The organism is Streptomyces sp. NPDC093089 (assembly GCF_044754405.1).
GTDB lineage: Bacteria > Actinomycetota > Actinomycetes > Streptomycetales > Streptomycetaceae > Streptomyces.
This window is the reverse complement of the sequence record NZ_JBIVPA010000007.1, coordinates 46,659-73,303: the sequence shown is the minus strand read 5'-3', so window position 1 is coordinate 73,303 and position 26,645 is coordinate 46,659. Positions and strand designations below refer to the sequence as shown.

Here is a 26,645-nt window from a genome sequence, read left to right as displayed (position 1 = left end):
CGTGTTCACCGGAATCGTCGAAGAACTGGGCGAGGTCGTCGCCGTCGAGCAGCTGGAGGACGCCTCCCGCTTCCGACTGCGCGGTCCCCTGGTCACGGAAGGCGCCCAGCACGGCGACTCCATCGCCGTCAACGGTGTCTGTCTCACGGTCGTCGAGTTCGGCGACGGCGAGTTCACCGCCGACGTCATGGCCGAGACCCTCAAGCGGTCCAGCCTCGGCGCCCTCTCCGTCGGCTCCCGGGTCAACCTGGAGCGCCCCATGGCCGTCGGCGGCCGCCTCGGCGGTCACATCGTCCAGGGCCACGTCGACGGCACGGGCACCATCCTCGACCGGACCCCGTCCGAGCACTGGGAGCTCGTCAAGGTCGGCCTGCCCGCCCACCTCTCCCGGTACGTCGTCGAGAAGGGCTCGATCACGGTCGACGGCGTCAGCCTCACCGTCGTCGAGGTCGCCGACGACTGGTTCACCATCAGCCTCATCCCCACCACGCTCGACCTGACCACGCTCGGCATCAAGCGGTCCGGCGACCCGGTCAACCTCGAAGTGGACGTCATCGCCAAGTACGTCGAGCGGCTGCTCGGCGCCGACGCCAAGGAGAATGAGAAGTGAACTGGCTCAACTCCGAGGCGTTCACGGTCCTCGACCAGCACATCAAGTGGTCCGACATGATCGGCAACACGATCGGTCTGATCGCCCTCGCGCTCGGCTGGCGCCGGTCCATATGGACCTGGCCCGCCCAGTTCCTCTCCGGCGTCATCCTCTTCGTCGCCTTCGCCGCCGGCCACCTCGCGGGCAGCGCCGGCAAGCAGGTCGTCGTCATGCTCGTCGCCGCCTGGGGCTGGGCGCAGTGGAACCGCGGCCGGCAGAACGCCCAGGACGGCTCCATCGCGGTCCGCTTCGCCAGCTGGCGCGAGCGCGGCCTGCTGGTCGCCGCCGCAGCCCTCGGCACCGTCGCCGTCGCGATGCTCTTCACCGCCTTCCCGAGCCTGTCCTGGGACCCGTGGCCCGACGCGTACATCTTCGTCGGCACCGTCGTCGCCATGTACGCCCAGTCGCGCGGCATGGTCGAGTTCTGGTTCGCCTGGCTGCTCGTCGACCTCGTCGGCGTCCCGCTGAACTTCGCCAACGGCTACGCCTTCTCCGGCTTCGTCTACGTCATCTACGGCGCGCTCGTCCTGTGGGGCATGCGCGACTGGTGGCTGCGCTCCCGCACCACCAGCGTCCTGGAAGGAGCACACGCATGAACGCGCACCACCTCTGGGACGACACCGACCTCGCCCTCGACCCCGTCGAGCAGGCCATCAGGGACATCGCGGCCGGCCGCCCCGTCGTCGTCGTCGACGACGAGGACCGCGAGAACGAGGGCGACCTCGTCATCGCCGCCGAGAAGGCGACCCCCGAGATCATCGCCTTCATGATGAGCGAGTGCCGCGGTCTCATCTGCGCCCCCATGGAGGACGACGAACTGGAGCGCCTCCAGCTCCCGCAGATGGTCGCGTACAACACCGAGTCGATGCAGACGGCCTTCACCGTCTCCGTCGACGCGGGCCCGGCCCACGGCGTCACCACCGGCATCTCCGCCGCCGACCGCGCCACCACCCTGCGGATGCTGGCGAGCGGCCGCCACGAGCCCTCCGACTTCGTGCGCCCCGGCCACGTCTTCCCGCTCCGCGCCAAGCCCGGCGGCGTCCTCGTCCGCAACGGCCACACCGAGGCCGCCGTCGACCTCGCCCGCCTCGCGGGCCTCCGCCCGGCCGGCGCGATCGTCGAGATCGCCGGCGAGGACGGCGTCATGCTCCGCCTCCCGGAGCTGGTCCCCTTCGCCCGCAAGCACGGCCTCACGATCATCTCCATCGAGGACCTGATCGCCTACCGGCGCTCCGCCGAGCCGACCGTCCGCCGCGAGGCCGAGGTCCGGCTCCCCACCGCGCACGGCGACTTCACCGCGTACGGCTACCGCTCCACCGTCGACGGCGTCGAGCACGTCGCCCTCGTCCACGGCGAGATCGGCGACGGCGAGGACGTCCTCGTCCGGGTCCACTCCGAGTGCCTGACCGGCGACATCTTCCAGTCGCAGCGCTGCGACTGCGGCCCCCAGCTGCACGCCTCCATGGACCGGATCACCGAGACCGGCCGCGGCGTCGTCGTCTACCTGCGGGGCCACGAGGGCCGCGGCATCGGCCTGCTGTCCAAGCTGCGCGCGTACGAGCTCCAGGAGCGCGGCCGCGACACCCTCGACGCCAACCTGGAGCTCGGGCTGCCCGCCGACGCCCGCGACTACGCGGCCGGCGCGCAGATCCTCGCCGACCTCGGCGTCCGCAGCCTCCGCCTGATGACCAACAACCCCGACAAGGTCCAGGCCCTCACCCGCCACGGCCTCACCGTCGAGGGCCGCGAGCCCATGCCGGTCACGGCGGGCGAGCACAACCTCGGCTACCTGCTCACCAAGCGGGACCGGATGGGCCACGACCTGCCCTGGCTGGACGGCTCCCCGGCCTCCACCTGCGGCAACCAGTAAGAACGTACGTACGACCGGCTAGGAGAATCATGAGCGGCAAGGGCGCACCCGTCCTCAGCGTGAAGAACTGCGGCGACCTCCGGGTCGCGGTCATCGCGGCGCAGTGGCACGAGAAGATCATGGACGGCCTCGTCGACGGCGCCCTGCGCGCCCTCGGCGAGCTCGGCATCGACGAACCGACGCTGCTGCGCGTCCCCGGCAGCTTCGAGCTCCCGGTCGTGGCGAAGGTCCTCGCCGGGCGCGGCTACGATGCCATCGTGGCGCTCGGCGTCGTGATCCGCGGCGGAACGCCGCACTTCGAGTACGTGTGCCAGGGCGTCACCCACGGCCTCACCCAGGTCTCGATCGACACCGGCGTACCCGTCGGATTCGGTGTCCTCACCGTCGACACCGAGGAGCAGGCCCTGGACCGCGCGGGCCTCGAAGGCTCCACCGAGGACAAGGGCCACGAGGCCGTCACCGCCGCCGTCGCCACCGCGACCACGCTGCGCACGGTGAGCGAACCCTGGCGCTGAGCACGCCCCCCTCACCCCGTACTCTTAGGACCATCATGGCGAACAAAACCTTCGAAGAGCTCTTCGCCGAGCTCAAGCTCAAGGCCGAGACCGGCGACCCGGCCACCTCCCGCACCGCGGAGCTGGTGGACAAGGGCGTCCATGCCATCGGCAAGAAGGTCGTCGAGGAGGCCGCCGAGGTCTGGATGGCCGCCGAGTACGAGGGCAAGGAAGCGGCCGCCGAGGAGATCTCGCAGTTGCTGTACCACGTCCAGGTGATGATGGTCGCCCGCGGGATCTCGCTCGACGACGTCTACGCCCACCTCTGAGCACACCGCCCCACCGTCCCGAAAACTCCCAGGCAAAGGAAGCTCACCCCATGCTGCGCATCGCCGTTCCCAACAAGGGTTCCCTCTCCGGACCTGCGTCGGCAATGCTCCATGAGGCCGGCTACCGCCAGCGCAAAGAGTCCAAGGAACTGGTGGTCATCGACCCCGACAACGAGGTCGAGTTCTTCTACCTGCGGCCGAAGGACATCGCGATCTACGTCGCGTCCGGCAAGCTGGACATCGGCATCACCGGCCGCGACCTGCTCCTGGACTCCGGCGCCAGCGCCGAGGAGATCCTCCCGCTGAACTTCGGTCGCTCCACCTTCCGCTACGCCACCCGCCCGGGCACGGCGAACGGACCCGAGGACTTCGGCGGCATGACGATCGCCACCTCCTACGAGGGCATCGTCGCCAAGCACCTCGCCGACCAGGGCATCGACGCCTCCGTCGTCCACCTCGACGGCGCCGTCGAGACAGCGATCCAGCTGGGCGTCGCCCAGGTCATCGCGGACGTCGTGGAGACCGGCACCAGCCTGCGCAACGCCGGCCTGGAGGTCATCGGCGAGCCGATCCTCACCTCCGAGGCCGTCGTCGTCCGCCGCCACGGCGCCTCCGACGACCACCCGCAGGTCCAGCAGTTCCTCCGCCGCCTCCAGGGCGTCCTCGTCGCCCGCTCGTACGTGATGATGGACTACGACTGCCGCGCCGAGCACCTGGAGCAGGCCGTCGCCCTCACCCCCGGCCTGGAGTCGCCCACCGTCTCCCCGCTGCACAACGAGGGCTGGGTCGCGGTCCGCGCGATGGTCCCCGCCAAGGAGGCGCAGCGGATCATGGACGACCTGTACGAGATCGGCGCCCGCGCCATCCTCACCACCGCCATCCACGCCTGCCGCCTCTGACGGCCGGGCCCGCACCTCCCACCAGGCACCGAGGAACCCCGATGTCCCAACCGACGACGCCCGCCCTCCCGGTCACCTTCCGTCCCGGGCGCACCCGGGCCGTCCTGCTGACCATGAGCGCGGCGATGTTCGTGGTCGTCACCGGCGTCGCGCTGATGCTGGAGCGGCTGGGACCGGGGGAGCGCGTCAGCTTCGTCTTCACCGCCGCGCTGCTCTCCGGGGTCCTCGTCCTGCTGAGCCGGCCCAAGGTCGTCGCCGACGACCAGGGCGTCACGGTCGTCAACATCACCAGGACCCGGCGCCTCGCCTGGGCGGAGATCCTCAAGGTCAACCTCCGCCCCGGCGACCCCTGGGTCTTCCTCGACCTGAGCGACGGCACGAGCCTGCCCGCGCTCGGCATCCAGCCCGGCATCGCCAAGGAAGCGGCCATCCGTGACGCCCGCGCCCTGCGGGACCTCGCGGACAGCCGCGGATCGGGTGCGGAAACCCGCTGAGTCCCGGGGAGACCGGGGGGAATCCCCGATCCGTCCCCCATCCGGGGCCGACCCCCTGCCCCTCGGGGCGTTCACGTGACTACTCTGGAGACGGTGGTGCCCAGCGGCACCACCGTCTCGCGTGTGCAGGGCCGCAACCGCGGCCCGCGAGACCACCCTTCGACCCGAGGAGTGACTCCCTCCAGCAATGGACGGATCGTCCGGTAGTACCTGCGCCGCCCCCTCCCAGGAGGCGGCGGCATGATCATCTCCCTTCTGCTGCTCTTCGCGGCCTTCCTCCTGATCCTCGCCAACGGCTTCTTCGTGGCCGCCGAGTTCGGCCTCGTGACCGTCGAGCGGGCCGAGGCCGAGCGGGCCGCGGCCGCCGGCGACCGGCGGGCCCGCACCGTCGTCACCGCGCTGCGCGAGCTCTCCTTCCAGCTCTCCGGCACCCAGCTCGGCATCACGATCACCTCGCTCGTCGTCGGCATGCTCGCCGAGCCCGCGCTCGCCGGACTGCTGCACCGGCCGCTCACCGCCACCGGACTGCCCGAAGGGGCCGTCTCCGGGATCGCGGTGGTGATCGGGATGCTGCTCGCCTCCGCCGTCCAGATGGTGATCGGCGAGCTCGTGCCGAAGAACTGGGCGGTCTCCCGGCCGCTCCAGGTGGCCCGCTTCGTCGCCACCCCGCAGCGCCGCTTCTCCGCGCTGTTCCGGCCGGTGATCTCCCTGCTCAACCGCGTCGCCAACCGGCTGGTCCGGCTCCTCGGCGTCGAGCCCACCGAGGAGCTCGACTCCGTCCGCACCCCCGGCGAGCTCGTCTCGCTCGCCCGGCACTCCGCGCTGGCCGGCACGCTCGAACAGGACACCGCCGACCTCTTCGTCCGGACGCTGTCCCTCGGCGGCCTCACCGCCGAGCGGGTCATGACCCCGCGCGTGAAGGTGAGCGCCCTCCAGTGGGACGCCACCGCGGCCGACGTCCTCAACCTCACCCGGGCCACCGGCCTCTCGCGCTTCCCCGTCTACCGCGACCGCATCGACGAGGTCGTCGGCATGGTCCACCTCAAGGACGCGCTCGCCGTCGCCCCGCACGCCCGGCTGCGCACCCCCGTCGGCCGGATCGCGGTCCCGCCGCTCCTCGTCCCCGGGACACTGCCCGCGCAGACCCTCCTGGAGCGGCTGCGCCGCGAACAGCCGATCGCCGTGGTCGTCGACGAGTACGGCGGTACGGCCGGCGTGGTCACCCTGGAGGACATCGTCGAGGAACTCGTCGGCGAGGTCCGCGACGAGCACGACACCCTCGCCGACGGACGCCCCGAACTGGCCGCCGCCCCCGCCGAGGACGGCCGCCCGGCCTGGGACGCCGACGGCTCCTGCCGGGTCCACACCCTGCGCCGGATAGGCCTCGACGTGCCCGACGGGCCGTACGAGACGGTCGCCGGGCTCGTCGCCGACCTCCTCGGGCGGATCCCCGCCCCGGGGGACCGGGCCGAACTCCCCGGCTGGCGGCTCTCGGTGCGCCAGGTCGACCGCTACCGCGCCGAGCGCGTCCGGATCGTACGGACGGAGACCGGCCCGGACGCGGACCCCACCGGGTCCTCGTCCACCGCCCCGCTGGTCTCGGGAGGCGCCCGATGAGCACCCTCCAACTCCTCTTCGCCGTCCTCCTGGTGCTCGCCAACGGCTTCTTCGTCGGGGCCGAGTTCGCGCTCGTCTCCGTGCGGCGCAGCCAGATCGAGCCGCTCGGCGGCGCCCGGGCCAAGCAGGTCCTGCACGGCCTCGAGAACCTGCCGCAGATGATGGCGGCGGCGCAGTTCGGCATCACCGTCTGCTCGCTGACGCTCGGCGCCGTCGCCGAGCCGACCGTCGCCCACCTCCTCGAACCCGTCTTCCACGCGGTCGGGGTGCCGGAGGCGCTGATCCACCCGCTCGGCTACGTCATCGCGCTCGCCGCGGTCGTCTTCCTCCACCTCGTCATCGGCGAGATGGTCCCGAAGAACCTGGCGATGGCCGCACCCGAGCGGACCGCGCTGTGGCTCGCCCCCGGCCTGGTCGGCTTCGCCCGCCTCTGCCGGCCGGTGACGACCGCGCTCGGAGCCTGCGCCCGGCTGGTCCTGCGGGCGTTCAAGGTCGAGCCGAAGGACGAGGTGGAGGCGGTCTTCACCAGCGCCCAGCTCGGTCGGCTCGTGGAGGACGCGGGACAGGCCGGACTGCTCGACCCCGTCGAGCAGGAGCGCCTGGAGGACGCGCTGGAGCTGGGCACCCGCCCCGTCACGGACGTCCTCATCGCCCCGGCGTCCCTCGTGACGGTCCCGCCGTCGGTCACCCCGCGCGAGATCGAGGAGCTGACCGTGCGGACCGGGTACTCCCGCTTCCCGGTCCGCGCCGGCACCCACCACACCTTCATGGGCTTCGTGCACGTGAAGGACGTCCTCGACCTGGAGGAGCGGGAGCGGGCGGTGCCGCAGCGGCTCTGGCGGCCGATGGCGACGCTCCGCGCCGAGCTGCCGCTCGACGACGCCCTCACCGTGATGCGCCGCGCCGCGACCCACCTGGCGCAGGTCGCCGACGGCTCCGGCCGCGTCCTCGGCCTCGTCGCCCTGGAGGACGTCCTGGAGATGCTGGTGGGCGAGGTCCGCGACCCCGCCCACCGCGTACAGCAGCCGGTGTCCGCGCCCTAGGGCCTAGTACCCGGGTGGCTCCTGCTGCGGGCCGCGGTCCACCGGACCGCGGCCCGACAGGACCTCGCCGTACGCCTGCATGAGGTCGGGCAGCCGGAGGGTGGCGAGGTCCTCCCGCGTCAGGGTGCCCGGGTAGCCGGAGAGCCGCAGGTCGCGGTAGGCGCAGGACTTCTCGTACAGGGTGCGCAGGAAGCGGCCGTTGCCCAGTTCGTCGATCCAGCCCTGCTCGACGACGTGCCCGCTGATGGAGCGCAGCTCGTCCAGGGCCTCCTCGTCCCAGGCGTCGCCGTCGGCCGCGGCGAGCACCTCGCCGATGGCGGTGAGCTCCAGGGGCCGGTACGAGGGGAAGTCGACCCGGGTGGTGAAGCGCGAGGAGAGCCCGGGGTTGGTGTTGAGCAGCCGGTCCATGCCCTCGGGGTAGCCGGCCAGGATCACCACCAGGTGGTCGCGGTTGTCCTCGGCCCGTTTCAGGAGCACCTGGAGGGCCTCGTCACCGTAGGCGTCGCCCTTGCTGTAGCCGGTGTTGGAGAGGGCGTAGGCCTCGTCCACGAAGAGCACGCCGCCGACGGCCGAGTCGATCAGCTCGTTGGCCTTGACGGCCGTCTGCCCCAGGAACTCGCCGACCAGATCGGCCCGTTGGGCCTCCACGAGGTGGTCGCCGCCGAGCAGCCCCAGGGCGTAGAAGACCCGGCCCAGGATCCGGGCGACGGTCGTCTTGCCGGTGCCCGAGGGGCCGGAGAAGACGAAGTGCCGCTTGGGCGGCTGCACCGGAAGCCCCTGCCCGGCGCGCAGGCGCGCCATCTCCAGCTGCGCCGAGAGCGCTTTGACCTGCCGCTTCACCGGTTCGAGGCCGACCATGCCCTCCAGCTCGGCGAGCGCCTCCGCGAGCAGCGCCGGATCGGTGGGTCCGGCCGGGAAGCGCTGCGGCCGGCGGGGGGCCGGCGCCTTCTGCCGTACGGTCTCCGGCGGGGTGACCGGCGCGACCGGAGGTACGGGTTCGGGGGCGAGCCGCAGCCCGTCGCCGAGACCGCCGGCGTCGGGCTCGGCGCCCGGCACGGTGTCCCCGGCGTCCTGGCCGAGGCCCCCGCCGAGGGTGCCCAGGGCGACCGTCGCGAACCCGGCCGGGTCGTCCACGCCGTCGTAGCCCTCGAAACCGTCGTACTCGGCGATCGCCGCGAGCCGGGCCGCCGTGTCCATGAACGCCGGGTCGATCCGGTGCACGGCCCGGTAGAGCGGCAGCGCTGCGGCGCTGCGGCCGGTGCCCTCGTGGGCCCTGGCCAGCCAGTAGCGCAGCTCCTTGCGCTGCGGCTGTTCGCTGCGGCAGCGCATCAGGGAGGCGGAGAGCAGCGGCTCGGCCTGGCTGTACATCTCCAGGCGCACCCGGGCCATCCCCCCGAAGAGCCCCGCCTCGATGCCGAGCAGCGGGTCGTCGACGAGGGTCTCGGTGTGCCGGACGAGCTGGTCCCAGTCCTTCACGAGATAGGCGCGGCAGGCGTGCAGGAAGCGGACCTGCGGGTCGGTGTCGACCGGCGGGAGCCCCGCGAGGGCCCGGTCCAACTCCGGTACGTGCCGCCCGTCGAGCCAGTGGGAGGCGTGCGCGAGCAGCAGGTCGCGCGGGCTCTCCAGGACGGGCTGCACCCACCAGCCCAGCCAGTACCAGGAGTTCAGGGTGCGCCGGTACCGGGACCGCTGCTCGCCGAAGCGCTCGCGGTTGCGGTACATGCGCAGCAGCGCGGTCGTGGTGTCGACCCGGAGCGCGTGCAGCCCGAGCCAGGCGTCCGCCATCCCGGGATCGATCCGTACCGCCGTCCGGAACTCGTCCTCCGCCTGCGGATAGGCGCCCATCGTGTAGGCGTCGACTCCGCGCAGCCAGGCGAGCTCGGCCGGGGCCTGCGAGCCCTGCGTGCCGATGTCCATCGGGTCCCCCACAACCGTCATCGCATGGACGGGATTTGACCGCACCTGCGGGCATCGTACCTGCGCAGGGGGTGTGTGCTTAAGGAGAAGCACATGATCCGGAAGCGGTGACCCTGGGTGAGCATCAGGGGTCGCGAAAGGCCCTCGGGGAGGCCTCGGAGGGGCCTCGGAAGGCCCTTGAGGGCAGAACGAAGCCCCCGATCACGGGGGAACAACCGGGGGCTTCGTGTCTGCGGCGGCTCCGAAAAGCCGCACATTCAGAACGTAAGACCAGTACGCCCCTTGGGTCAAGCGGAGTTGAGGCACTTGCGGAAGTGGACTTCCGGCCGCTCAGTTCACGGACATGAAGCCGTCACGGTGTGTGATGATCTGGTCCGCGACCGCTGTCACAGCGGGCCCGGGGAGCCAGTCGTACCCCTCCTCGCACTCCCGTACCAAGGTGTCCGCGGCGGCGCGCGAAGGGTCTTCCGCGAAATGGCGGGTCTCCGCCACGGTCCAGCCGTCCCAGAACGCGGCCTGCTCCGCACCGTCCCGGCGCCGGCCCCGCTCCCACGACTCCTCCGCGCCCCGCTCCATCCACAGCAGCCACGCCAGGAACGGCCGCACCGCACGCCGCCCCGCGCCGACCCCCTCCACGAGCACCACCGGGGCCGCCGCCAGCTCCACGGCCTCCCCGAAGCGCCGCGCCCCCCAGTCGTACCGGTGGTAGACGGCCGTCTCCCCCCGCGACAGGGGCGCGAGCACCTGCTCCCGCAGCCGACCCGTCCATGCGAACAGCTCCTCGTGCGTGGCGAGGTCGTCGAGGTGCAGGACGGGCGCGTCGCGCAGCGCGGCGGCGAGCCGACCCGCGAGCGTCGACTTCCCCGATCCCGCGTGCCCGTCGACCGCCACCAGCCTGACCGGCCCGCAGGACGGCGGCAGCCGGAGCAGCGCGTCAGCCGCGCGATCGAGGTCGTTCATGGCCCCAGCGTAGGGGGTGCGACGACCTCCGCAGGTCAGCGAGGTGCCGCCGCCAGTGGTCGAGACCAATATTGGTACGGCGACGCGAGCCGAAGTGCTGGCGGACAGCCCACGCGAGCCGCGATAGTGGGCCCGCGCGGCACGTCCGTACACCCACCGACCGGCAAGCGCTCCCCGTTTCCTCCGCGCGCCCACAGGCCCGTACGCCCACCGTTCTCGACTGGGGGTCACCGCCCATGACCAGTTCCACCCCGCGCAGAACCGTCCTCGCCGCGGCTCTCGCGGCCGCCGCGGGAACGGCCGCGGCCGCCGCCCCCGCCGCCGCGTCCGACTGCTCCACGGCCGACTGCCCGGACGCGTCGCCGGCCGACACGGCCGACCGGGGCCACGCACCGGCACAGGGGCTCGTCGACAACCGCTTCTGGTCCTCGTACACGGACTGGCGGTGCGGCGCCTCGGCCGGCACGAAGGCGGTCGCCGGCCTCCGCCCCGGCCTGGTCCTCGCCACCGCCGCCGGGCGCGTCGACCACACGGACCCGCACACCGGGCTGACCGCCACGTGGGAGTACGCGACGTGGACCTCCCCGGTCCACACCGCGACCGTGCCGGCCACCGAGGTCATCGCCTCCTGGAACGCCCGCACGCCACCCGGCACCTGGCTCCAGGTCGAACTGTCGGGCGCCTACTCCGACGGGACGGCGACCCCCTGGTACGTCATGGGCCGCTGGGCGTCCGGGGACGGCGACATCCGGCGCACCTCGGTCGACGACCAGACCGACGGCAGGAGCACGGTGTGGACGGACACGTTCGCGATCGACGACACGGCGAGCGGCCTCCGCCTGCTCTCCTACCGCCTCCGCCTGACGCTTTACCGCACCCCGGACAGCGGCCTCACCCCCATGGTGTGGCGCGTCGGCGCCATGGCCTCGGACGTCCCCGACCGCTTCACCGTCCCGGCCTCCACGCCCGGCCTCTCCCACGAGCTCATCGTGCCGCGCTACTCGCAGAACACCCACATCGGCCAGTACCCCGAGTACGACAACGGCGGCGAGGCGTGGTGCAGCCCCACCTCCTCCCAGATGATCGTCGAGTACTGGGGCCGCCGGCCCTCCGCCGACGACCTCGCCTGGGTCGACCCCGCCTTCGCCGACCCCCAGGTCTGCCACGCCGCCCGCTTCACCTACGACCACCAGTACCAGGGCTGCGGCAACTGGCCCTTCAACGCCGCCTACGCCGCCACCTACCCCGACATGAACGCCGTCGTCACCCGGCTCCGCTCCCTCACCGAGCTCGAATCCCTCATCCGCGCCGGCATCCCCGCCATAACGTCCCAGTCCTTCCGCAAGGAGGAACTCACCGGCGCCGGCTACGGCACCTCCGGCCACCTCATGACCGTCATCGGCTTCACCCCCGACGGCGACGTCATCGCCAACGACCCCGCGTCCCCCACCAACCCCGCCGTCCGCCGCGTCTACCAGCGCCGCGAGTGGGAGAACATCTGGCTGCGGACGAAGCGCTACAACGCGAGCGGCAAAGTGGTCTCCGGCACAGGAGGGGTCTGCTACCTCTACTTTCCCGACCGGCCCTCGCCCGCGCAGCGCAAGGCGCTCGGGGCTCTCGGCATCGGGTGAGGGGGCGGGGGCGGCTCCGGGGGCGTGACCGACGTCTCTACCGCGGGGCCGCTCCCGTGGCGCAAGGTGGTCGCCATGACCTCCACCACGTACGCCCGCCTCCTGACCCGCGCACGGACGGGCGGGCCCCGCGACGACGGCCCCAAGATCCTGGAGCACGTGCTGGGCTGGACGCTGGTCGTCCTGCTCGCCGTGTTCGTCACGAGGGCCGGCCTCATGTGAGACGGGGGCGTGCGGTGGGCGGAGGCCCGCCGCACGGGAGCGCGCCTTCCGCTGCCGGGCGTGTGATTCCGCCGTGACGGCGTGAGGACAGGGGTGCGAACGGGCATACTCTCCGCGATTCCGGCACCCCGCGCGCGCGTACCGCTCGCGCCCGGCAGGGAGGAGCGTCCGGCGATGGCCGAGAGCACACCGGACGGCGTGGAACGCCGATTGCCGAGCGACGAGGCGCGGGAGCTGCTCGCCCTGGTGCGCGAGATCGCGCGCAGGGAGATCGCCCCGCACGCCGCGGAGGAGGAGGCGGCCGGGCACTTCCCCCGCGAGCTGTTCACGCTGCTCTCCCGGTCCGGGCTGCTCGGACTGCCCTACGATCCCGCGTACGGCGGGGGCGGTCAGCCGTACGAGGTCTACCTCCAGGTCCTTGAGGAGCTCGCGGCGGCCCGGCTCACCGTGGGGCTCGGCGTCAGCGTGCACACGCTCTCCTGCCACGCGCTCGCCGGCTACGGCACTGACGAGCAGCGGTCGGCGCACCTGCCGGCGATGCTCGGCGGCGGCCTGCTCGGCGCGTACTGCCTCTCCGAGCCCTCCGCCGGATCGGACGCCGCGGCGCTGCGGACCCGGGCCGTCCGGGAAGGCGGGGAGGGCGGGGAGAGCGGGGACGGCGGGGCGGGAGAGGGTGCCGGTGACGGTGGCGACTGGGTGATCGACGGCACCAAGGCGTGGATCACCCATGGCGGGATCGCGGACTTCTGCACGGTGATGGCACGTACGGGCGGTCCCGGTGCGCGGGGCGTCTCCGCGTTCCTGGTGCCGGGGAACGCGCCGGGGCTGACCGCGGCTCCTCCCGAGCGGAAGATGGGGATGAAGGGTTCGCCCACCGCGCAGCTGCACTTCGACGGGGTACGGGTCGCGGACGCGCGGCGCCTGGGACGGGAGGGACAGGGGTTCACCATCGCGCTCGACGCCCTGGACTCGGGGCGGCTCGGCATCGCCGCCTGTGCCGTGGGGCTGGGCCAGGCCGCGCTGGACGAGGCCGTCGCGTACGCCGGGGAGCGCCGCCAGTTCGGCCGGCCGATCGCCGACTTCCAGGGACTCCGCTTCCTGCTCGCCGACATGGCGACCCGGGTCGAGGCGGGCCGGGCGCTGTACCTGGAGGCGGCGCGGCGCCGGGACGAGGGGCGGCCCTTCGGGCGGCACGCGGCGATGGCCAAGCTCTTCTGCACGGACGCCGCCATGCAGGTCACGACGGACGCGGTGCAGGTGCTCGGCGGGTACGGCTACACGGCGGACTTCCCCGTGGAGCGCTATCTGCGCGAGGCCAAGATGCTGCAGATCGTCGAGGGGACCAATCAGATCCAGCGGGTGGTCATCGCGCGTCACCTTGTCGGACCAGAATCCCGCTGACCCGCACGGTCCGGTCCACCCAGACGGGTCCCGAGGCCAGCCGGATCCACTCCTGGTCGCGATGGCCGGGCAGGGTGCGGCCGTGGCTGGCCCACAGCGACAGCACGTCCTGGTAGATGGGCGGGTCCGGCGGGGTCTGGACGGGTGCGGAGACCTGCGTCTGCGCGGCGACGGGCACGGGGACGGGAACCGGGACGGGCGCGGCCGGGGGCGCGGTGATCTGCGTCTGCGGCGGTGTGGGGGCGGGGTCCGGCACGGGTGCGGGCGCGGGAGGGGGCGCGATGACCTGCGTCTGCGGAGGCACCGGCGCAGGCGAGGACACCCGCGCAGGCGAGGACACCCGCGCAGGCGAGGACACCCGTGCGGGCGAGGACACCGGCGCGGGGACGGGCACCGGCACCGGCGCGGAGACCTGCGCCCGTGTGGGCGCAGGTGCGGACGCGGGTGTGGGCGCAGGAGGTGCGGGCGGCGGCGTCGCCTCCGGGACGAGCGTCGGTGTGGGTGTCGAGGCGGGGACCGCCGGCGGGGCCGACGCGGCGGGCGCGGGCGGGGCCGCGGCGGGGGCCTGCGTCGGGTGAAGAACCGATTCTTCAGTGTGCGGGTCGGCTTGCCGGTGCCGACCGAAACCGCTGGGTGTCGTGTACAGCCTGGTCATACCGGGACCAACGCGCTCCGGCGGTGAGGGTCACCGCCGGACGGATTCGAGAGGCAGTTCGCCCGGTACTCGGTGCACGACTCTGGCCCCCCGTCCCGCAACTGACGTACCGTCAGATCTTCTCGCGGAAGCGCGCACGCCGACCAGGAGGTCAGCCATGTCCGTGCACCGGCACGCCGACGACCGACCCGTCGCCCTCGACGAGTACCCCGTGCACCAGGCACCGCTCTCGATGAAGCACCACGTCAGCGGCGACCGCAACGCCTACGACCGGTGCATCTTCCACGTCTTCGACCACGAGGGCCGCGCGCTGCTCATCGCCGGTCTCGGCGTCTATCCCAACACCGGGGTCGTCGACGCCTACGCCACCCTGCGCACCGGCGACCGGCTGCACGCCGTCCGGGCCTCCGACGCCCTCGGCGACGACCGGATGGACCTCTCCGTCGGCCCCCTGTCCATCACCGTCGACGAACCCCTCAAGCGGCTCACCCTGCGGTGCGAGGCCGATCCGGACGACCCCGACGGGCTCTCCTTCGACCTCGTCTGGACCGGTGACTTCCCCACCGTCTGGGAACCCCACCACACCCAGCGCCACGGCGGCCGACTCACCCTCGAAGGCCGCCGCTTCGTCCAGGCCGGACACTGCGAGGGCACGATCAGGGCCGGCGGCGAGGAGTTCGCGGTCACCGCGGGGGAGTGGACCGGCACGCGCGACCGCAGCTGGGGAGTACGCCCCCTTCCCGGCGAGGAGCCGGGCCGCGCCGCCGAGTTCCGCCCCGAGGGGTTCCACTGGCTCTGGATCCCGATGCGCTTCGAGGACCGCTTCCTCATGGTCGTCGCCCAGGAGGACGCCGACGGCTACCGCACGCTCAACGAGGCCCTGCTCGTACGGAACGGCCGACGCGACACCCAGCTCGGCTGGCCTCGCACCGACATCACGTACCGCCCCGGCACCCGCCATCCGGAACGGGCCGTCGTCCACCTCGCGGACCCGGCCGGAAAGCCCCTGGAGATCGGCGTGGAGATCCTCGCCTCCTCCCCGCTCGCCGTCGGCGCCGGCTACCCGCCCGCCACCGACTGGCAGCACGGCAGTTGGCAGGGCCGGGGCTGGACGGACCGGCGCGTCTACGACCTCGCGGACCCCGCGGCCCACCCCATGGCCGCGTACGGCGTCACCGACCACGCGGCCCGCTTCACCCTCGACGGCCACACCGGCTACGGCATCTTCGAACACGGCTCCTTCGGCCGCCACGACCCCAGCGGCTTCGCCGACCACACGTCGACGGCGCGCTGAGGAGGCCGACGTGACCACACCGCGCCCCCGCACCACCACCCGTGACCCCGAGGAGCTCGGCCGCCGGCTCGCCGCCTGGATCGACCGGCACCTGCCGGGGGCCGAGGTCTCCGGCCTCGCCGTCCCCGGCTCCAACGGCATGTCGAGCGAGACCCTGCTCTTCGACGTCGACCACCCGGACGCCCCCGTGCGCGGCTGCGCGCTGCGGCTGGCCGCCGACCCCGCCGCGTACACCGTCTTCCCCGTGTACGACATGGCCCGTCAGCACCGGGTCATGCGCCTGGTCGGCGAGCACACGGACGTCCCCGTGCCGCGCGTGCTCTGGCTGGAGGAGGACCCGGAACCGCTCGGCGCCCCCTTCTTCGTGATGGCCCGCGCCGAGGGCCGGGTGCCGCCGGACGTCATGCCCTACACGTACGAGGGGAACTGGCTGCACGCCGCCACCGACGCCGAACGCGCCCGGCTCGAAGCGGAATCCGTCGCCGTCCTCGCGCGGCTGCACGACCAGTTCCCGGTGAAAGAGGCCGAGTTCCTGCTTGCGGAGGGCGCCGGGAGCCCACTGCGCCGACACGTCGACGCCCAACGCGCCTACTACACCTGGGTGGTGGACGGGCTCGCCCCGTCACCGCTCATCGAGTCGGCCTTCGACTGGCTGGAGGCGCACTGGCCGGCCGACGAGGGCGAGGCCGTGCTCGGCTGGGGCGACGCCCGGATCGGGAACATCGTCTACGACGGGTTCACGCCCGCGGCCGTCCTCGACTGGGAGATGGCGGCCTGCGTCCCGCGCGAGGTCGACCTCGGCTGGGCGGTCTACCTCCACCGCTTCTTCCAGGACCTCACCGTGGGCTTCGGGCAGCCGGGGCTGCCCGACTTCCTGCGGCGCGACGCCGTCGAACGGCGCTACGCGGAACTGACCGGACACACCCCGCGGGACATGGAGTTCCACACCCTCTACGCGGCGCTGCGGCACGCGATCGTGATGCTCAGGATCGCGTACCGCCAGGCCCACTTCGGCGAGGTCGAGGTCCCCGCGGACCTCGACGGGCTGATCCTGCACCACGCCACGCTCGCGGCGATGGTGCGGGGAAGCTACTGGTAGACGACGGCCTCAGGCCGCGCGCCGCATCTGCGGCACCCGGATCGGACGCGAGCCCGGACCGCCGACGTGCGAGAAGGGCTGCGTCCGCCAGTCGAGGCCCTGGGGGAGCGTCAGGAGCAGCGCGGTGTCCTGCTCCTGCACCTCCAGGGTGTCGTCGGCGGGGCGCGCCGCGGAAGCCGAGAGACCCGTGCCCGGGCAGACCGTCAGGACGAAGGGGTTCCACGGCGTCGGGCACAGCGCGTGCTCCGGCAGCTCGTCCTCGTCCGCGAGCAGCGCGATCGGCTGCACGCACTCCGGGCAGACGACCCGGAACATCTCAAACGTGTCGTACGCGTCGAGCTCGTCGGACGTGTCGACCGAATCAACAGGCTCCTGCATGGAGAATCTCCCCCTCGGCTGGGTCGGCCGGATCTGTTCGGCCTCGACCACAGCAAGCACTTCCCATGCGGAACTCCGCATAACCGTGAGGCGGCACCCCAGGCAGGTGGCAAACATGTGGCGTTCGTCACATGCCCGTCGCAGGTGCCCCGTGACCGCCCAAAGCGCCGCAAACAGGTAGCCCCCGGCGGTGCCCCGCCCTCTCGGGGGCCATAGGGTCACCGCATGGAGGAGCTGGATCGTCAGATCGTCGAGTTGCTCGTCAAGGACGGGCGCATGAGCTACACCGACCTGGGCAAGGCCACCGGCCTGTCCACGTCGGCGGTGCATCAGCGCGTCCGCCGCCTCGAGCAGCGCGGTGTCATCCGCGGCTATGCCGCCGTCGTCGACCCGGAGGCCGTGGGTCTTCCCCTCACCGCCTTCATCTCGGTCAAACCCTTCGACCCCAGCGCCCCCGACGACACCCCCGACCGGCTCGCCGACATCCCCGAGATCGAGGCCTGCCACAGCGTCGCGGGCGAGGAGAACTACATCCTCAAGGTCCGGGTCGCCACACCGCTGGAGCTGGAGCACCTGCTCAGCCGCATCCGCTCCCAGGCCGGTGTCTCCAGCCGTACGACCGTCGTCCTCTCCACCCCGTACGAGGCCAGGCCGCCGCGCATCTGACCGCCCCGCGACCCCGCGGGGGGACCTGCCGGACAAACCGGGTCCGGTCAGGTCCTAGCCTGGTCGCATGAGTGAGACCGCGTCTGCCATCGAACACCGCACCGTGCTGCTGCGCGGTGGAGAAGTCCACAGCCCCGCCGACCCCTTCGCCACCGCCATGGTGGTGGAGCGCGGGCACGTCGCCTGGGTGGGCTCGGAGGGCGCGGCCGACGCCTTCGCCTCCGGCGTGGACGAGGTGGTCGACCTGGAGGGCGCGCTCGTCACCCCGGCGTTCGTCGACGCCCACGTGCACACCACGGCCACCGGGTTCGCCCTCACCGGCCTCGACCTGTCCTCCGCCGCCTCGCTCGCCGAGGCGGCGGAGCTGATCCGGGCCCACGCCGCCGCCCGCCCGGAGGACCGCATCCTCATCGGCCACGGCTGGGACGCCTCGCGCTGGCCCGAGCGCCGGCCGCTCACCCGGACCGAGCTCGACGAGCTCACCGGCGGCCGCCCGCTCTACCTCACGCGGATCGACGTCCACTCGGCCGTCGTCACCACCGCACTCCTCGACCTCGTCCCCGGCGTCCGCGACCTGGACGGCTTCCACGACGGGCAGCGGCCGCTCACCGGCGACGCGCACCACGCCGTGCGCGCCGCTGCGTTCGGCGCCGTCTCCCCGCTCCAGCGCACCGAGGCGCAGCGCGCCGCCCGGAGCCGCGCGGCCTCCCTCGGCATCGGCACCCTGCACGAGTGCGGCGGCCCGCAGATCTCCTCCGAGGACGACTTCACCGGTCTCCTGGACCTGGCCCGCGAGGAGGCCGGGCCCCGGGTCGTCGGCTACTGGGCCGACGTCGACGTGGAGCGGGCGCGCGCCCTCGGCGCCCTGGGCGCGGCGGGCGACCTGTTCGCCGACGGCTCCCTCGGCTCGCACACCGCCTGCCTCCACGAGCCGTACGCCGACCACACCGACCCCGGCCACACGGGCGCCGCCCACCTGGACGCCACCGCCGTCGCCCTCCACGTCGTGGCCTGCACCGAGGCAGGGCTCCAGGCAGGCTTCCACGCCATCGGCGACGCCGCCGTGACCGCGGTCGTCGAGGGCGTCAGGGCCGCCGCCGAGAAGCTGGGCCTGGCCCGGATCCGGGCCGCCCGACACCGCGTCGAGCACGTCGAGATGCTCACCCCCGAGACGATCGCCGCCTTCGCGGAGCTGGGCCTCACGGCCTCCGTCCAGCCCGCCTTCGACGCACTCTGGGGCGGCGAGCGGGGCATGTACGCCGACCGCCTCGGCGTGGAGCGGGCCCGCACCCTGAACCCGTACGCGGCGCTGCTCAAGGCCGGTGTGCCGCTGGCCTTCGGCTCCGACAGCCCGGTCACCCCGCTCGACCCGTGGGGCACCGTCCGGGCCGCCGCCTTCCACCACACTCCCGAGCACCGGATCTCCGTCCGGGCCGCCTTCACCGCCCACACCCGGGGCGGCTGGCGGGCCGTCGGACGGGACGACGCGGGGACGCTCGTCCCCGGCGCCCCCGCGGACTACGCGATCTGGCGCACGGGCGAGCTCCTCGTCCAGGCACCGGACGACCGGGTCGCCCGCTGGTCCACCGATCCGCGTTCCGGTACGCCCGGCCTGCCCGATCTGTCGCCGGGTGCCGAACTGCCCGTCTGCCTGCGCACGGTGGTGTACGGACAGACGGTGTTCGTACGACCGAACGAGTGATATGGGGATATTTCAGACTCCCGATCCCCGCTCCGCACGCTTGTCCCCGACCTGCGGATCTTCCCCTCTGGCCTGGCCTTTTGGGGAATTTCCGCAGGTCAAGCGGGTGTTGACAGTCGACCGTCGTCGGCGGATAGGTTCTCCGCGTCCACCACAGGACGTCCGACCGGTCCGAACCGCCCCCGCAGTCGCCGAACGCCGCCCGCGCCTCGGTCGCGAGGGAAGGTTTCTCCGGCGGAAGGTGCGACCCGGGTGGGGCCCGGACGTTCAGTAGACAACGGCTCTCGGTCGACCCGCAGCCAGCGGATCCCAGGTCGGACCGAAGGACGTCGGGCCCCGCACCGCACACGCCGCCCGTTCCCGCACGAACCGCCGCGACGGAGCGTTCCGCGGACCTCGCTATGGTGGGGTTCCGCGTTATCCGAAGGGGCAGTAGTGAACGACGGTGACCAGAGGCGTTACGGCCCGCTCGGCAAGGCCTTGGTGATCATCCCGACCTACAACGAGGCGGAGAACATCGAGCCGATCGTCGCCCGGGTGCGGGCGGCCGCACCCGAGGTGCACGTCCTCGTGGCCGACGACAACAGCCCCGACGGCACGGGCAAGCTCGCGGACGAGATCGCGTCCGAGGACGACCACGTGCACGTCCTGCACCGCGAGGGCAAGGAGGGGCTCGGTGCCGCCTACCTCGCCGGCTTCCGCTGGGGCATCGAGCAGGGGTACGGCGTCCTCGTCGAGATGGACGCCGACGGCTCCCACCAGCCCGAGGAGCTCCCCCGACTGCTCACCGCCCTCAAGGGCGCGGACCTGGTCCTCGGCTCCCGCTGGGTGCCGGGCGGCCGGATCGTGAACTGGCCCAAGTCCCGCGAGTTCATCTCCCGCGGCGGCAGCCTCTACTCGCGGCTCATGCTCGACGTGCCGATCCGGGACGTCACCGGAGGCTACCGGGCCTTCCGCAAGGAGACCCTGGAGGGCCTGGGCCTGGGCGACGTGGCCTCGGCCGGCTACTGCTTCCAGGTCGACCTGGCCCGCCGCGCGGTCGCCGCCGGCTTCCACGTCGTCGAGGTCCCGATCACCTTCGTGGAGCGGGAGGCCGGCGACTCGAAGATGAGCCGCGGCATCGTCGTCGAGGCGCTGTGGCGGGTCACCGGCTGGGGGCTGGCCGCGCGCGCCGAGAAGGCCGGCCGGCTGATCGGCCGCAGGTCCGCCTGAGGTTTCGTCCGTCCGGGGTTTCCCGCGTCCGTCCCCGTCCGTACGCGCTGATCCCTCCTTTACGACGTTCCTGCGGGGTGCCAGGCACACTGGGGACCATGACGACCGGCGCACCGCCCCCCCTCGCCCCCAAGCGCTCACGCGCGCGCACGTTCCTCCCGCTCGGCGTCGCCGCCTGGCTGGTCCTGGAGATCTGGCTGCTCACGGTGGTGGCGAACGCGGCGGGCGGGCTGACCGTGCTCGCCCTCCTCGTCGGCGGCGCCGTACTCGGTGCCGTCGTCATCAAGCGGGCGGGCCGACGCGCCTTCCGCAACCTCACCTCGACGTTCCAGCAGGCCCAGGCCGCCGCGCAGACCGGCGCGGTGCCGCCGTCGCCGGACCGGGCCGCCGCAGAGGACCGCAACGGCTTCCTGATGCTGGGCGGCCTGCTCCTGATGATCCCCGGCCTGATCTCGGACGCGGCCGGCCTGCTCCTGCTGATCCCGCAGGTCCGCTCCCTCCTCGGCCGGACCGCGGAGAAGGCCGTCGAGCGCCGGATGAGCGCCGCACCCGCCGGTAGCCTCCAGGACGCCTTCCGGCAGGCGCGCATCCACCGGCCCGACGGAAAGGTCGTGCAGGGTGAGGTCATCCGCCAGGACGCGGCGCAGGGTCCCCGCCGGAGCGACGAGCCCCGCCCGCCCCTGACGCCCTGACCCGACGCCCGACGTGCGACCGCCGCCCCCGGGTGCTTCTCCGGGGGCGGCGGTCACGGGTCCGGGGGCGCATCCGCTCCGGTCCACTCCGGCGGAGACCGGAGACCCGGATCCCCGGATCCGGTCCGCGGGCGTGCACGTGAAACGCCGCGGGGCCCGGTACACGATCCGTGTACCGGGCCCCGCGGCGTTGTGCGACCGGTCGCCCGCTAGGCGGACTTGCGGCTGTCGCGCGGATGCACGGCGATGTTCATCGCGCCGGAGCGCAGGACGGCCAGCCTCTCGGCGAGGACCTCCTCCAGCTCCTCGCGCGTACGGCGCTCCATGAGCATGTCCCAGTGCGTACGCGCAGGCTTGCCCTTCTTCTCCTCGGGTCCGTCCCCGTCCACCAGGAGAGCCTGGATTCCGCAGACCTTGCATTCCCACTCCGGCGGAATCTCCGCCTCGACCGAGAAGGGCATCTCAAAGCGATGTCCCTTCTCGCATGCGTACTCCACCGCCTGGCGCGGGGCCAGATCGATGCCGCGGTCGGTCTCGTAGCTCGTCACCACGAGGCGCGTGCCGCGAAGAGCTCGCTCACTCATGAATCGTGCCTCCCGGGCTTGTCGCCCACAGGACAGGTGTCGCTGTCGTCGTTATCCGGTCAACGTCCGGTCGGCGGTAAAGATTCCCGTGCCGGGTCATGCGTCGCCCGTCGTGCCGCCCCTTGTTGTACCCACCAGTGCCCGTTTTGTCACATCTGACGGCAGATATGACCTGATGTCTTCACTAAAGCAGCACGCAGTAACGGTCCGCCTGGCAGGCCAAACGCGTACACTACCGCCCTTTCGATGCCACGTCTAAACGCGGTCCGGTACCGGGTTCCCCGCCGCCTCCACCGCGCGTCGTACCGGGACCCGGGCGAGCAGCGCGAAGCCCGCCACGAAGAAGATCACGAGGGAGATGATGGCATCCCGATAGCTTCCGGTCAGCTGGTACGCGAGACCGAACACGAGCGGGCCGAGCCAGCTGAGCCCCCGGTCGCTCATCTCGTAGGCCGAGAAGTACTCCGCCTCCTTGCCGCGCGGCACCAGGTGGGAGAACAGGGAGCGCGACAGGGCCTGGCTGCCGCCCAGGACCAGACCGATCGCCGCCGCCAGGCAGTAGAAGAACACCGGCGCGTCGGCGGGCAGGAAGTAGCCGGCCAGCAGGATCAGCGTCCAGACCGCCAGTGACCCCAGAATCGTCCGCTTGGCGCCGTACGACCGGGCGAGTCGCCCCATGCCGAGCGCGCCCGCGACCGCGAGGACCTGGACGAGCAGGACCGCGGTGATGAGCGTCGTCTGGTCGAGTCCGAGTTCCTCCGAGCCGTACACGGAGGCCTGGGAGATCACCGTCTGGACGCCGTCGTTGTAGACCAGGTAGGCGAGCAGGAAGGAGAGCGTCAGCGGGTGCCGGCGCATGTCCTTCAGGGTCGCCCGGAGCTGGCGCCAGCCGCTGCCGACCGCGCCCCCGCCGCCGCGGCCCTCGGGTGCGACGCGGCGGTCGCGGAGCCGCCGGAGCGGCACGACGGTGAAGGCGCCCCACCACACGCCGGCCGAGGCCAGGCAGATCCGGACCGCCTCGCCCTCCGTGAGGCCGAAGGAGTCGTGCGCCGAGTAGAGCACCAGGTTCAGGACGAGGACCAGCGCGCCCGAGGTGTAGCCGAAGGCCCAGCCGCGGGAGGAGACCGCGTCCCGCTCGTCCGGCTCCGCGATCTGCGGCAGATAGGCGTTGTAGAGCACCATCGAGACGGACAGCGAGGCGTTCGCCACGATCAGCAGGAACGTGCCGAGCAGATAGCGCTCGCCCGCCAGGAAGAACATCGCCGCCGTGGCGGCCGCCCCCAGGTACGCCGCCGTCGCGAGCAGCGGCTTCTTCCGGCCGGTGCGGTCCGCCGCGGCGCCCGCCAGCGGCATCACCAGGATCGCGACCACGAGCGAGGCCGAGACGGCGTACGCGAAGAGCGACCCCGCCCGCACGGGTATGCCGAGCGGGTGGACGAACCCCTCGGCGTCGGCCGCGGCCCGCGCCACCGAGGTCAGGTACGGGCCGAGGAACACGGTCAGCACGCTCGTCGAGTACACCGAGCACGCGAAGTCGTAGAAGTACCAGCCCCGCTGCTCCCGCCGCCGTTCGGCGGGATCGACGGCGTACTCCTCCGGCTCGGTGGTGTCAGCGGTCAAGGCCGCGCCCCCTGTTCGTTCCGTGAGCCGTCCCCGGCTCACGGGGTTCGCGGACTCAGACCCACGCGCCGCGCTCGGTCAGCACCGAACGCAGCGTCTCCAGTCGATCGGTCATGATGCCATCCACCCCGAGGTCCAGGAGAGAGTTCATCCGGGCCGGATCGTTGACGGTCCACACGTGGACCTGGAGCCCGCGCGCGTGGGCCTCCCGCACGAAGCGCCGGTCGACCACCGGGATCCCGCCCTGCCGCTCCGGCACCTGCGCCGCCACCGCCCCGGCCCGCAGCGCCGCCGGGATGCCGAACGAACGCAGGCGCAGTCCGACCACCCCGCGCACCCCGTACGAGGTGGCGAGCCGCGGACCGGCGAGGCGCTGCGCGCGGGCCACCCGCGACTCGGTGAAGGAGCCCACGCAGACCCGGTCCCAGGCGCCGGTCCTGCGGATCAGCTCCACCAGCGGGACCAGGGCCGACTCGGCCTTGAGGTCCACGTTCCAGCGGGCCTCGGGGAACTCCTCCAGGAGGTCCGCGAAGAGCGGGAGCGGCTCCCGGCCGGCCACCCGGGCCTCGCGGACCGCCGCCCACGGCAGGTCCCGGATCCGGCCCGAGGCGTCCGTGACCCGGTCGAGCGTCGCGTCGTGGAAGGCGACGAGGGCGCCGTCGGCCGTCGTGTGCACATCGGTCTCGAAGTAGCGGTAGCCCGCCGCGGCGGCCCGGCGGAAGGCGGCCGCGGTGTTCTCCAGGCCGTTCGCCGTGCCGCCGCGATGGGCGAACGCGAGGGGGAGGGAATGGTCGAGGTAGGGGTGGCGTACGCGAGTCACGGCCGCAGTATGGCCTGTTCCGGTGTCGCCGGGGCGACCGCGGAGGGGCCGGGGCCCGGCTCCGGGGCGGCGTCGAGGCGGTCGGCCTCCCGTGCGGAGGCGGTCCCGGCGGCCACGACGACCCCTGCGGCCCCGCCGGGAGCGGTCTCCGGCTCCGGTACGGCGAACCAGCGCAGGAAGAACTGGGCGAGCGGCCCGATGGCGAGCGCGTACAGCACCGTGCCGATGCCGACCGAGCCGCCGAGCAGGAAGCCGGTCGCGACCACGGCGATCTCGATCGCCGTCCGCACCAGCCGGATCGACCGGCCGGTCAGCCGGTGCAGACCGGTCATCAGGCCGTCGCGGGGACCCGGGCCGAACCGGGCCGCGATGTACAGGCCGGTCGCCACGCCGTTGAGCAGGATGCCGAGGACGAGCAGCGGGATCCGCCCCGCCAGGCCGTGGACCTCGGGGACGAGCGCCAGGGTGCCGTCCATCGCCAGGCCGATCACGAAGACGTTGGAGACCGTGCCGAGCCCCGGCCGCTGCCGGATCGGGATCCACAGCAGCAGCACCACCGCCCCGACGACGATCGACACCACACCGATGGTCAGCCCGGACTTCTCGGCGAGGCCCTGGTGGAGGACGCCCCAGGGTTCGAGCCCGAGACCGCTCCGCACGAGGAGCGCCGAACTGGCCCCGTACAGCGTCAGTCCGACGTAGAGCTGGACGAGCCGACGGGTGAGGTGCCGGCCGTGGAGGCCGGAGGCGATGGACAAGGGACTGCCCCCCAGGGTGGTGGTAGTGGACTGACTCATGACACTCTGTGGCGGGGGATCCGGTGCCAACCATGGCCAATTCGATGAAGGTGGACTGATTTCGATGGCTCAGTGGACTTCGGCGGTGGGGCCGGCCCAGCTCGCCCGGCAGCTCCAGGCGCAGCAGCCGAGGCCCGCCGCCCCCGGCACCCGGAAGCCGCCCGCCTACCGCGCGCTGGCCGACGGCATCCGCCTGCTCGTCCTGGAGGGGCGCGTGCCGGTCGCCGCCCGGCTGCCCGCCGAGCGGGAGCTCGCCCTCGCCCTCACCGTCAGCCGGACCACGGTGGCCGCCGCCTACGAGGCGCTCCGCACCGAGGGCTTCCTGGAGTCCCGGCGGGGGGCCGGCAGCTGGACCGCCGTCCCGGCCGGGAACCCGCTGCCCGCACGCGGTCTCGAACCGCTGCCCCCGGAGGCGCTCGGCTCCATGATCGACCTGGGCTGCGCGGCCCTGCCCGCGCCCGAACCGTGGCTCACCCGCGGTGTCCAGGGAGCCCTGGAGGAGCTGCCGCCGTACGCCCACACGCACGGGGACTACCCGGCCGGGCTGCCGGCGCTGCGGCAGATGCTCGCCGACCGCTACACCGCCCGCGGCATCCCGACCATGCCCGAGCAGATCATGGTCACGACCGGCGCCATGGGGGCCATGGACGCCATCTGCCACCTCTTCGCGGGGCGCGGCGAGCGCATAGCCGTCGAGTCGCCCTCGTACGCCAACATCCTCCAGCTGATGCGGGAGGCCGGCGCCCGCCTCGTGCCCGTCGCCATGTCCGAGGGCCTCGGCAGCTGGGACCTGGGCCGCTGGCGGCAGGTGCTGCGCGACGCCGCGCCCCGCCTCGCGTACGTCGTCGCCGACTTCCACAACCCGACCGGCGCGCTGGCCGACGAGGACCAGCGGCGGCAGCTGGTCGAGGCGGCCCGCTCGGCCGGCACGGTCCTCGTCGTCGACGAGACCATGGCCGAGCTCCACCTCGACGACGACCTGGAGATGCCCCGGCCGGTCTGCGCCTTCGACCCTGCCGGCTCCACGGTCCTGACCGTCGGCTCGGCCAGCAAGGCCTTCTGGGCGGGCATGCGGATCGGCTGGGTCCGGGCCGCGCCCGACGTGATCCGCTCCCTGGTCGCCGCGCGCGCGTACGCGGACCTCGGCACCCCCGTGCTGGAGCAGCTGGGCGTGAACTGGCTCATGCGGACCGGTGGTTGGGAGGAGGCCGTGACCCTCCGGCGCGACCAGGCGCGGGAGAACAGGGACGCGCTCGTCGCCGCGGTCCGCAGGGAGCTCCCGGAGTGGGAGTTCGCCGTGCCGCGCGGCGGGCTGACCCTCTGGGTCCGCACCGGCGGCCTCTCCGGCTCCCGGCTCGCCGAGGCGGGCGAACGGGTCGGGGTCCGCGTCCCCTCGGGACCGAGGTTCGGCGTCGACGGGGCCTTCGAGGGCTTCGTCCGGCTGCCCTTCACGGTCGGCGGACCGGTCGCCGACGAGGCCGCCGTCCGGCTGGCCGCCGCGGCCCGCCTGGTCGAGTCGGGCGCGGTCGGAGGAGCCGAGTCGCCCCGGTCGTTCGTGGCGTGACCCGCTCGTGAAACGGAGGAGAGGCCGGTACGGACC

Annotated in this window: 28 protein-coding genes; 20 read left to right on the top strand and 8 right to left on the bottom strand. The window is 72.9% G+C overall.

The window, feature by feature from the left end; genetic code table 11:
* Position 1 precedes the first annotated feature (1 nt).
* The 9 genes from ACIQFX_RS17545 (at position 2) to ACIQFX_RS17505 (ending at position 7,395) form a co-directional block, all read left to right on the top strand.
* Positions 2-610, top strand: coding sequence for a riboflavin synthase (locus tag ACIQFX_RS17545; RefSeq protein ID WP_402463975.1), 609 nt, complete (start codon positions 2-4; stop codon positions 608-610).
* Positions 607-1,245: a nicotinamide riboside transporter PnuC gene (locus ACIQFX_RS17540; RefSeq protein WP_402463973.1), complete on the top strand. Its 639-nt coding sequence runs from the start codon at positions 607-609 to the stop codon at positions 1,243-1,245. Before ACIQFX_RS17545 ends, ACIQFX_RS17540 begins: the two co-directional genes overlap by 4 nt.
* Entirely contained in the window at positions 1,242-2,519 is a 1,278-nt protein-coding gene (locus ACIQFX_RS17535; RefSeq protein ID WP_402463971.1) for a bifunctional 3,4-dihydroxy-2-butanone-4-phosphate synthase/GTP cyclohydrolase II, read from the top strand. Before ACIQFX_RS17540 ends, ACIQFX_RS17535 begins: the two co-directional genes overlap by 4 nt.
* A 29-nt stretch (positions 2,520-2,548) precedes the next feature.
* The gene (ribH, locus tag ACIQFX_RS17530) at positions 2,549-3,034 is read left to right on the top strand and encodes a 6,7-dimethyl-8-ribityllumazine synthase (RefSeq protein ID WP_402463969.1); all 486 of its coding nucleotides are present in this window, start codon (positions 2,549-2,551) and stop codon (positions 3,032-3,034) included.
* A 35-nt stretch (positions 3,035-3,069) separates the two neighbouring features.
* Complete coding sequence (locus ACIQFX_RS17525) at positions 3,070-3,342, top strand: phosphoribosyl-ATP diphosphatase (protein ID WP_030551960.1); 273 nt, start codon at positions 3,070-3,072, stop codon at positions 3,340-3,342.
* A 50-nt stretch (positions 3,343-3,392) separates the two neighbouring features.
* Positions 3,393-4,241, top strand: coding sequence for an ATP phosphoribosyltransferase (hisG, locus tag ACIQFX_RS17520; RefSeq protein ID WP_017242191.1), 849 nt, complete (start codon positions 3,393-3,395; stop codon positions 4,239-4,241).
* Between the two features lie 41 nt (positions 4,242-4,282).
* On the top strand, positions 4,283-4,735 hold the full coding sequence (locus tag ACIQFX_RS17515; RefSeq protein WP_402463967.1) for a PH domain-containing protein: 453 nt from the start codon (positions 4,283-4,285) through the stop codon (positions 4,733-4,735).
* Between the two features lie 240 nt (positions 4,736-4,975).
* Positions 4,976-6,352 (top strand): hemolysin family protein, encoded by a 1,377-nt coding sequence (locus ACIQFX_RS17510; protein WP_402463965.1) that lies wholly within the window; start codon positions 4,976-4,978, stop codon positions 6,350-6,352.
* The gene (locus ACIQFX_RS17505) at positions 6,349-7,395 is read left to right on the top strand and encodes a hemolysin family protein (protein ID WP_402463963.1); all 1,047 of its coding nucleotides are present in this window, start codon (positions 6,349-6,351) and stop codon (positions 7,393-7,395) included. Before ACIQFX_RS17510 ends, ACIQFX_RS17505 begins: the two co-directional genes overlap by 4 nt.
* Positions 7,396-7,398: 3 nt before the next feature.
* Here ACIQFX_RS17505 and ACIQFX_RS17500 read toward each other — a convergent pair whose 3' ends face one another.
* Positions 7,399-9,312, bottom strand: coding sequence for an AAA family ATPase (locus tag ACIQFX_RS17500; protein WP_402464617.1), 1,914 nt, complete (start codon positions 9,310-9,312; stop codon positions 7,399-7,401).
* Positions 9,313-9,642: 330 nt separating this feature from the next.
* Positions 9,643-10,272 (bottom strand): uridine kinase, encoded by a 630-nt coding sequence (locus ACIQFX_RS17495; RefSeq protein ID WP_402463960.1) that lies wholly within the window; start codon positions 10,270-10,272, stop codon positions 9,643-9,645.
* Between the two features lie 236 nt (positions 10,273-10,508).
* Here ACIQFX_RS17495 and ACIQFX_RS17490 point away from each other — a divergent pair, with 236 nt between their 5' ends.
* The 3 genes from ACIQFX_RS17490 (at position 10,509) to ACIQFX_RS17480 (ending at position 13,526) form a co-directional block, all read left to right on the top strand.
* Positions 10,509-11,903, top strand: coding sequence for a peptidase C39 family protein (locus ACIQFX_RS17490; protein WP_402463958.1), 1,395 nt, complete (start codon positions 10,509-10,511; stop codon positions 11,901-11,903).
* A 75-nt stretch (positions 11,904-11,978) separates the two neighbouring features.
* Positions 11,979-12,125 (top strand): SCO1431 family membrane protein, encoded by a 147-nt coding sequence (locus tag ACIQFX_RS17485; RefSeq protein ID WP_376489491.1) that lies wholly within the window; start codon positions 11,979-11,981, stop codon positions 12,123-12,125.
* 174 nt (positions 12,126-12,299) lie between these two features.
* A complete protein-coding gene (locus ACIQFX_RS17480) occupies positions 12,300-13,526 on the top strand; it encodes an acyl-CoA dehydrogenase family protein (RefSeq protein WP_402463956.1) in 1,227 nt (408 codons plus the stop codon).
* Here ACIQFX_RS17480 and ACIQFX_RS17475 read toward each other — a convergent pair.
* Positions 13,489-13,830, bottom strand: a complete 342-nt coding sequence (locus ACIQFX_RS17475; protein ID WP_402463954.1) for a hypothetical protein — start codon at positions 13,828-13,830, stop codon at positions 13,489-13,491. The two genes, ACIQFX_RS17480 and ACIQFX_RS17475, sit on opposite strands and share 38 nt — an antisense overlap.
* On the opposite strand from ACIQFX_RS17475, the gene ACIQFX_RS17470 reads away from it, so the two are divergent.
* The 3 genes from ACIQFX_RS17470 (at position 13,808) to ACIQFX_RS17460 (ending at position 16,574) form a co-directional block, all read left to right on the top strand.
* Complete coding sequence (locus ACIQFX_RS17470; protein WP_402463951.1) at positions 13,808-14,104, top strand: hypothetical protein; 297 nt, start codon at positions 13,808-13,810, stop codon at positions 14,102-14,104. The two genes, ACIQFX_RS17475 and ACIQFX_RS17470, sit on opposite strands and share 23 nt — an antisense overlap.
* A gap of 234 nt (positions 14,105-14,338) precedes the next feature.
* Positions 14,339-15,475 (top strand): hypothetical protein, encoded by a 1,137-nt coding sequence (locus ACIQFX_RS17465; protein ID WP_402463949.1) that lies wholly within the window; start codon positions 14,339-14,341, stop codon positions 15,473-15,475.
* Between the two features lie 10 nt (positions 15,476-15,485).
* A complete protein-coding gene (locus ACIQFX_RS17460) occupies positions 15,486-16,574 on the top strand; it encodes a phosphotransferase family protein (RefSeq protein ID WP_402463947.1) in 1,089 nt (362 codons plus the stop codon).
* 9 nt (positions 16,575-16,583) lie between these two features.
* Here ACIQFX_RS17460 and ACIQFX_RS17455 read toward each other — a convergent pair whose 3' ends face one another.
* Positions 16,584-16,952, bottom strand: a complete 369-nt coding sequence (locus tag ACIQFX_RS17455) for a hypothetical protein (protein WP_402463945.1) — start codon at positions 16,950-16,952, stop codon at positions 16,584-16,586.
* 225 nt (positions 16,953-17,177) lie between these two features.
* Between ACIQFX_RS17455 and ACIQFX_RS17450 the strand changes: the two genes are divergently transcribed.
* From ACIQFX_RS17450 to fxsA, 4 genes are all read left to right on the top strand, one after another.
* The gene (locus ACIQFX_RS17450; protein WP_024760806.1) at positions 17,178-17,618 is read left to right on the top strand and encodes an Lrp/AsnC family transcriptional regulator; all 441 of its coding nucleotides are present in this window, start codon (positions 17,178-17,180) and stop codon (positions 17,616-17,618) included.
* A gap of 67 nt (positions 17,619-17,685) precedes the next feature.
* The gene (locus ACIQFX_RS17445) at positions 17,686-19,320 is read left to right on the top strand and encodes an amidohydrolase (RefSeq protein WP_402463942.1); all 1,635 of its coding nucleotides are present in this window, start codon (positions 17,686-17,688) and stop codon (positions 19,318-19,320) included.
* A gap of 435 nt (positions 19,321-19,755) precedes the next feature.
* Positions 19,756-20,532: a polyprenol monophosphomannose synthase gene (locus ACIQFX_RS17440; RefSeq protein WP_402463940.1), complete on the top strand. Its 777-nt coding sequence runs from the start codon at positions 19,756-19,758 to the stop codon at positions 20,530-20,532.
* A 98-nt stretch (positions 20,533-20,630) separates the two neighbouring features.
* Positions 20,631-21,224, top strand: coding sequence for an FxsA family membrane protein (gene fxsA, locus ACIQFX_RS17435; RefSeq protein ID WP_402463938.1), 594 nt, complete (start codon positions 20,631-20,633; stop codon positions 21,222-21,224).
* Positions 21,225-21,433: 209 nt separating this feature from the next.
* Here the strand turns inward: fxsA and ACIQFX_RS17430 are convergent, their stop codons facing one another.
* The 4 genes from ACIQFX_RS17430 to ACIQFX_RS17415 form a co-directional block, all read right to left on the bottom strand.
* Positions 21,434-21,808, bottom strand: a complete 375-nt coding sequence (locus tag ACIQFX_RS17430; RefSeq protein ID WP_015032218.1) for an RNA polymerase-binding protein RbpA — start codon at positions 21,806-21,808, stop codon at positions 21,434-21,436.
* Positions 21,809-22,063: 255 nt separating this feature from the next.
* Positions 22,064-23,428, bottom strand: a complete 1,365-nt coding sequence (locus ACIQFX_RS17425) for an MFS transporter (protein ID WP_402463936.1) — start codon at positions 23,426-23,428, stop codon at positions 22,064-22,066.
* A 55-nt stretch (positions 23,429-23,483) separates the two neighbouring features.
* Positions 23,484-24,248: a glycerophosphodiester phosphodiesterase gene (locus tag ACIQFX_RS17420; protein WP_402463934.1), complete on the bottom strand. Its 765-nt coding sequence runs from the start codon at positions 24,246-24,248 to the stop codon at positions 23,484-23,486.
* Positions 24,245-25,045, bottom strand: a complete 801-nt coding sequence (locus ACIQFX_RS17415) for a YitT family protein (RefSeq protein ID WP_402463932.1) — start codon at positions 25,043-25,045, stop codon at positions 24,245-24,247. Before ACIQFX_RS17415 ends, ACIQFX_RS17420 begins: the two co-directional genes overlap by 4 nt.
* 64 nt (positions 25,046-25,109) lie before the next feature.
* Between ACIQFX_RS17415 and ACIQFX_RS17410 the strand changes: the two genes are divergently transcribed.
* Entirely contained in the window at positions 25,110-26,609 is a 1,500-nt protein-coding gene (locus ACIQFX_RS17410; protein ID WP_402463930.1) for a PLP-dependent aminotransferase family protein, read from the top strand.
* Positions 26,610-26,645: the final 36 nt, after the last annotated feature.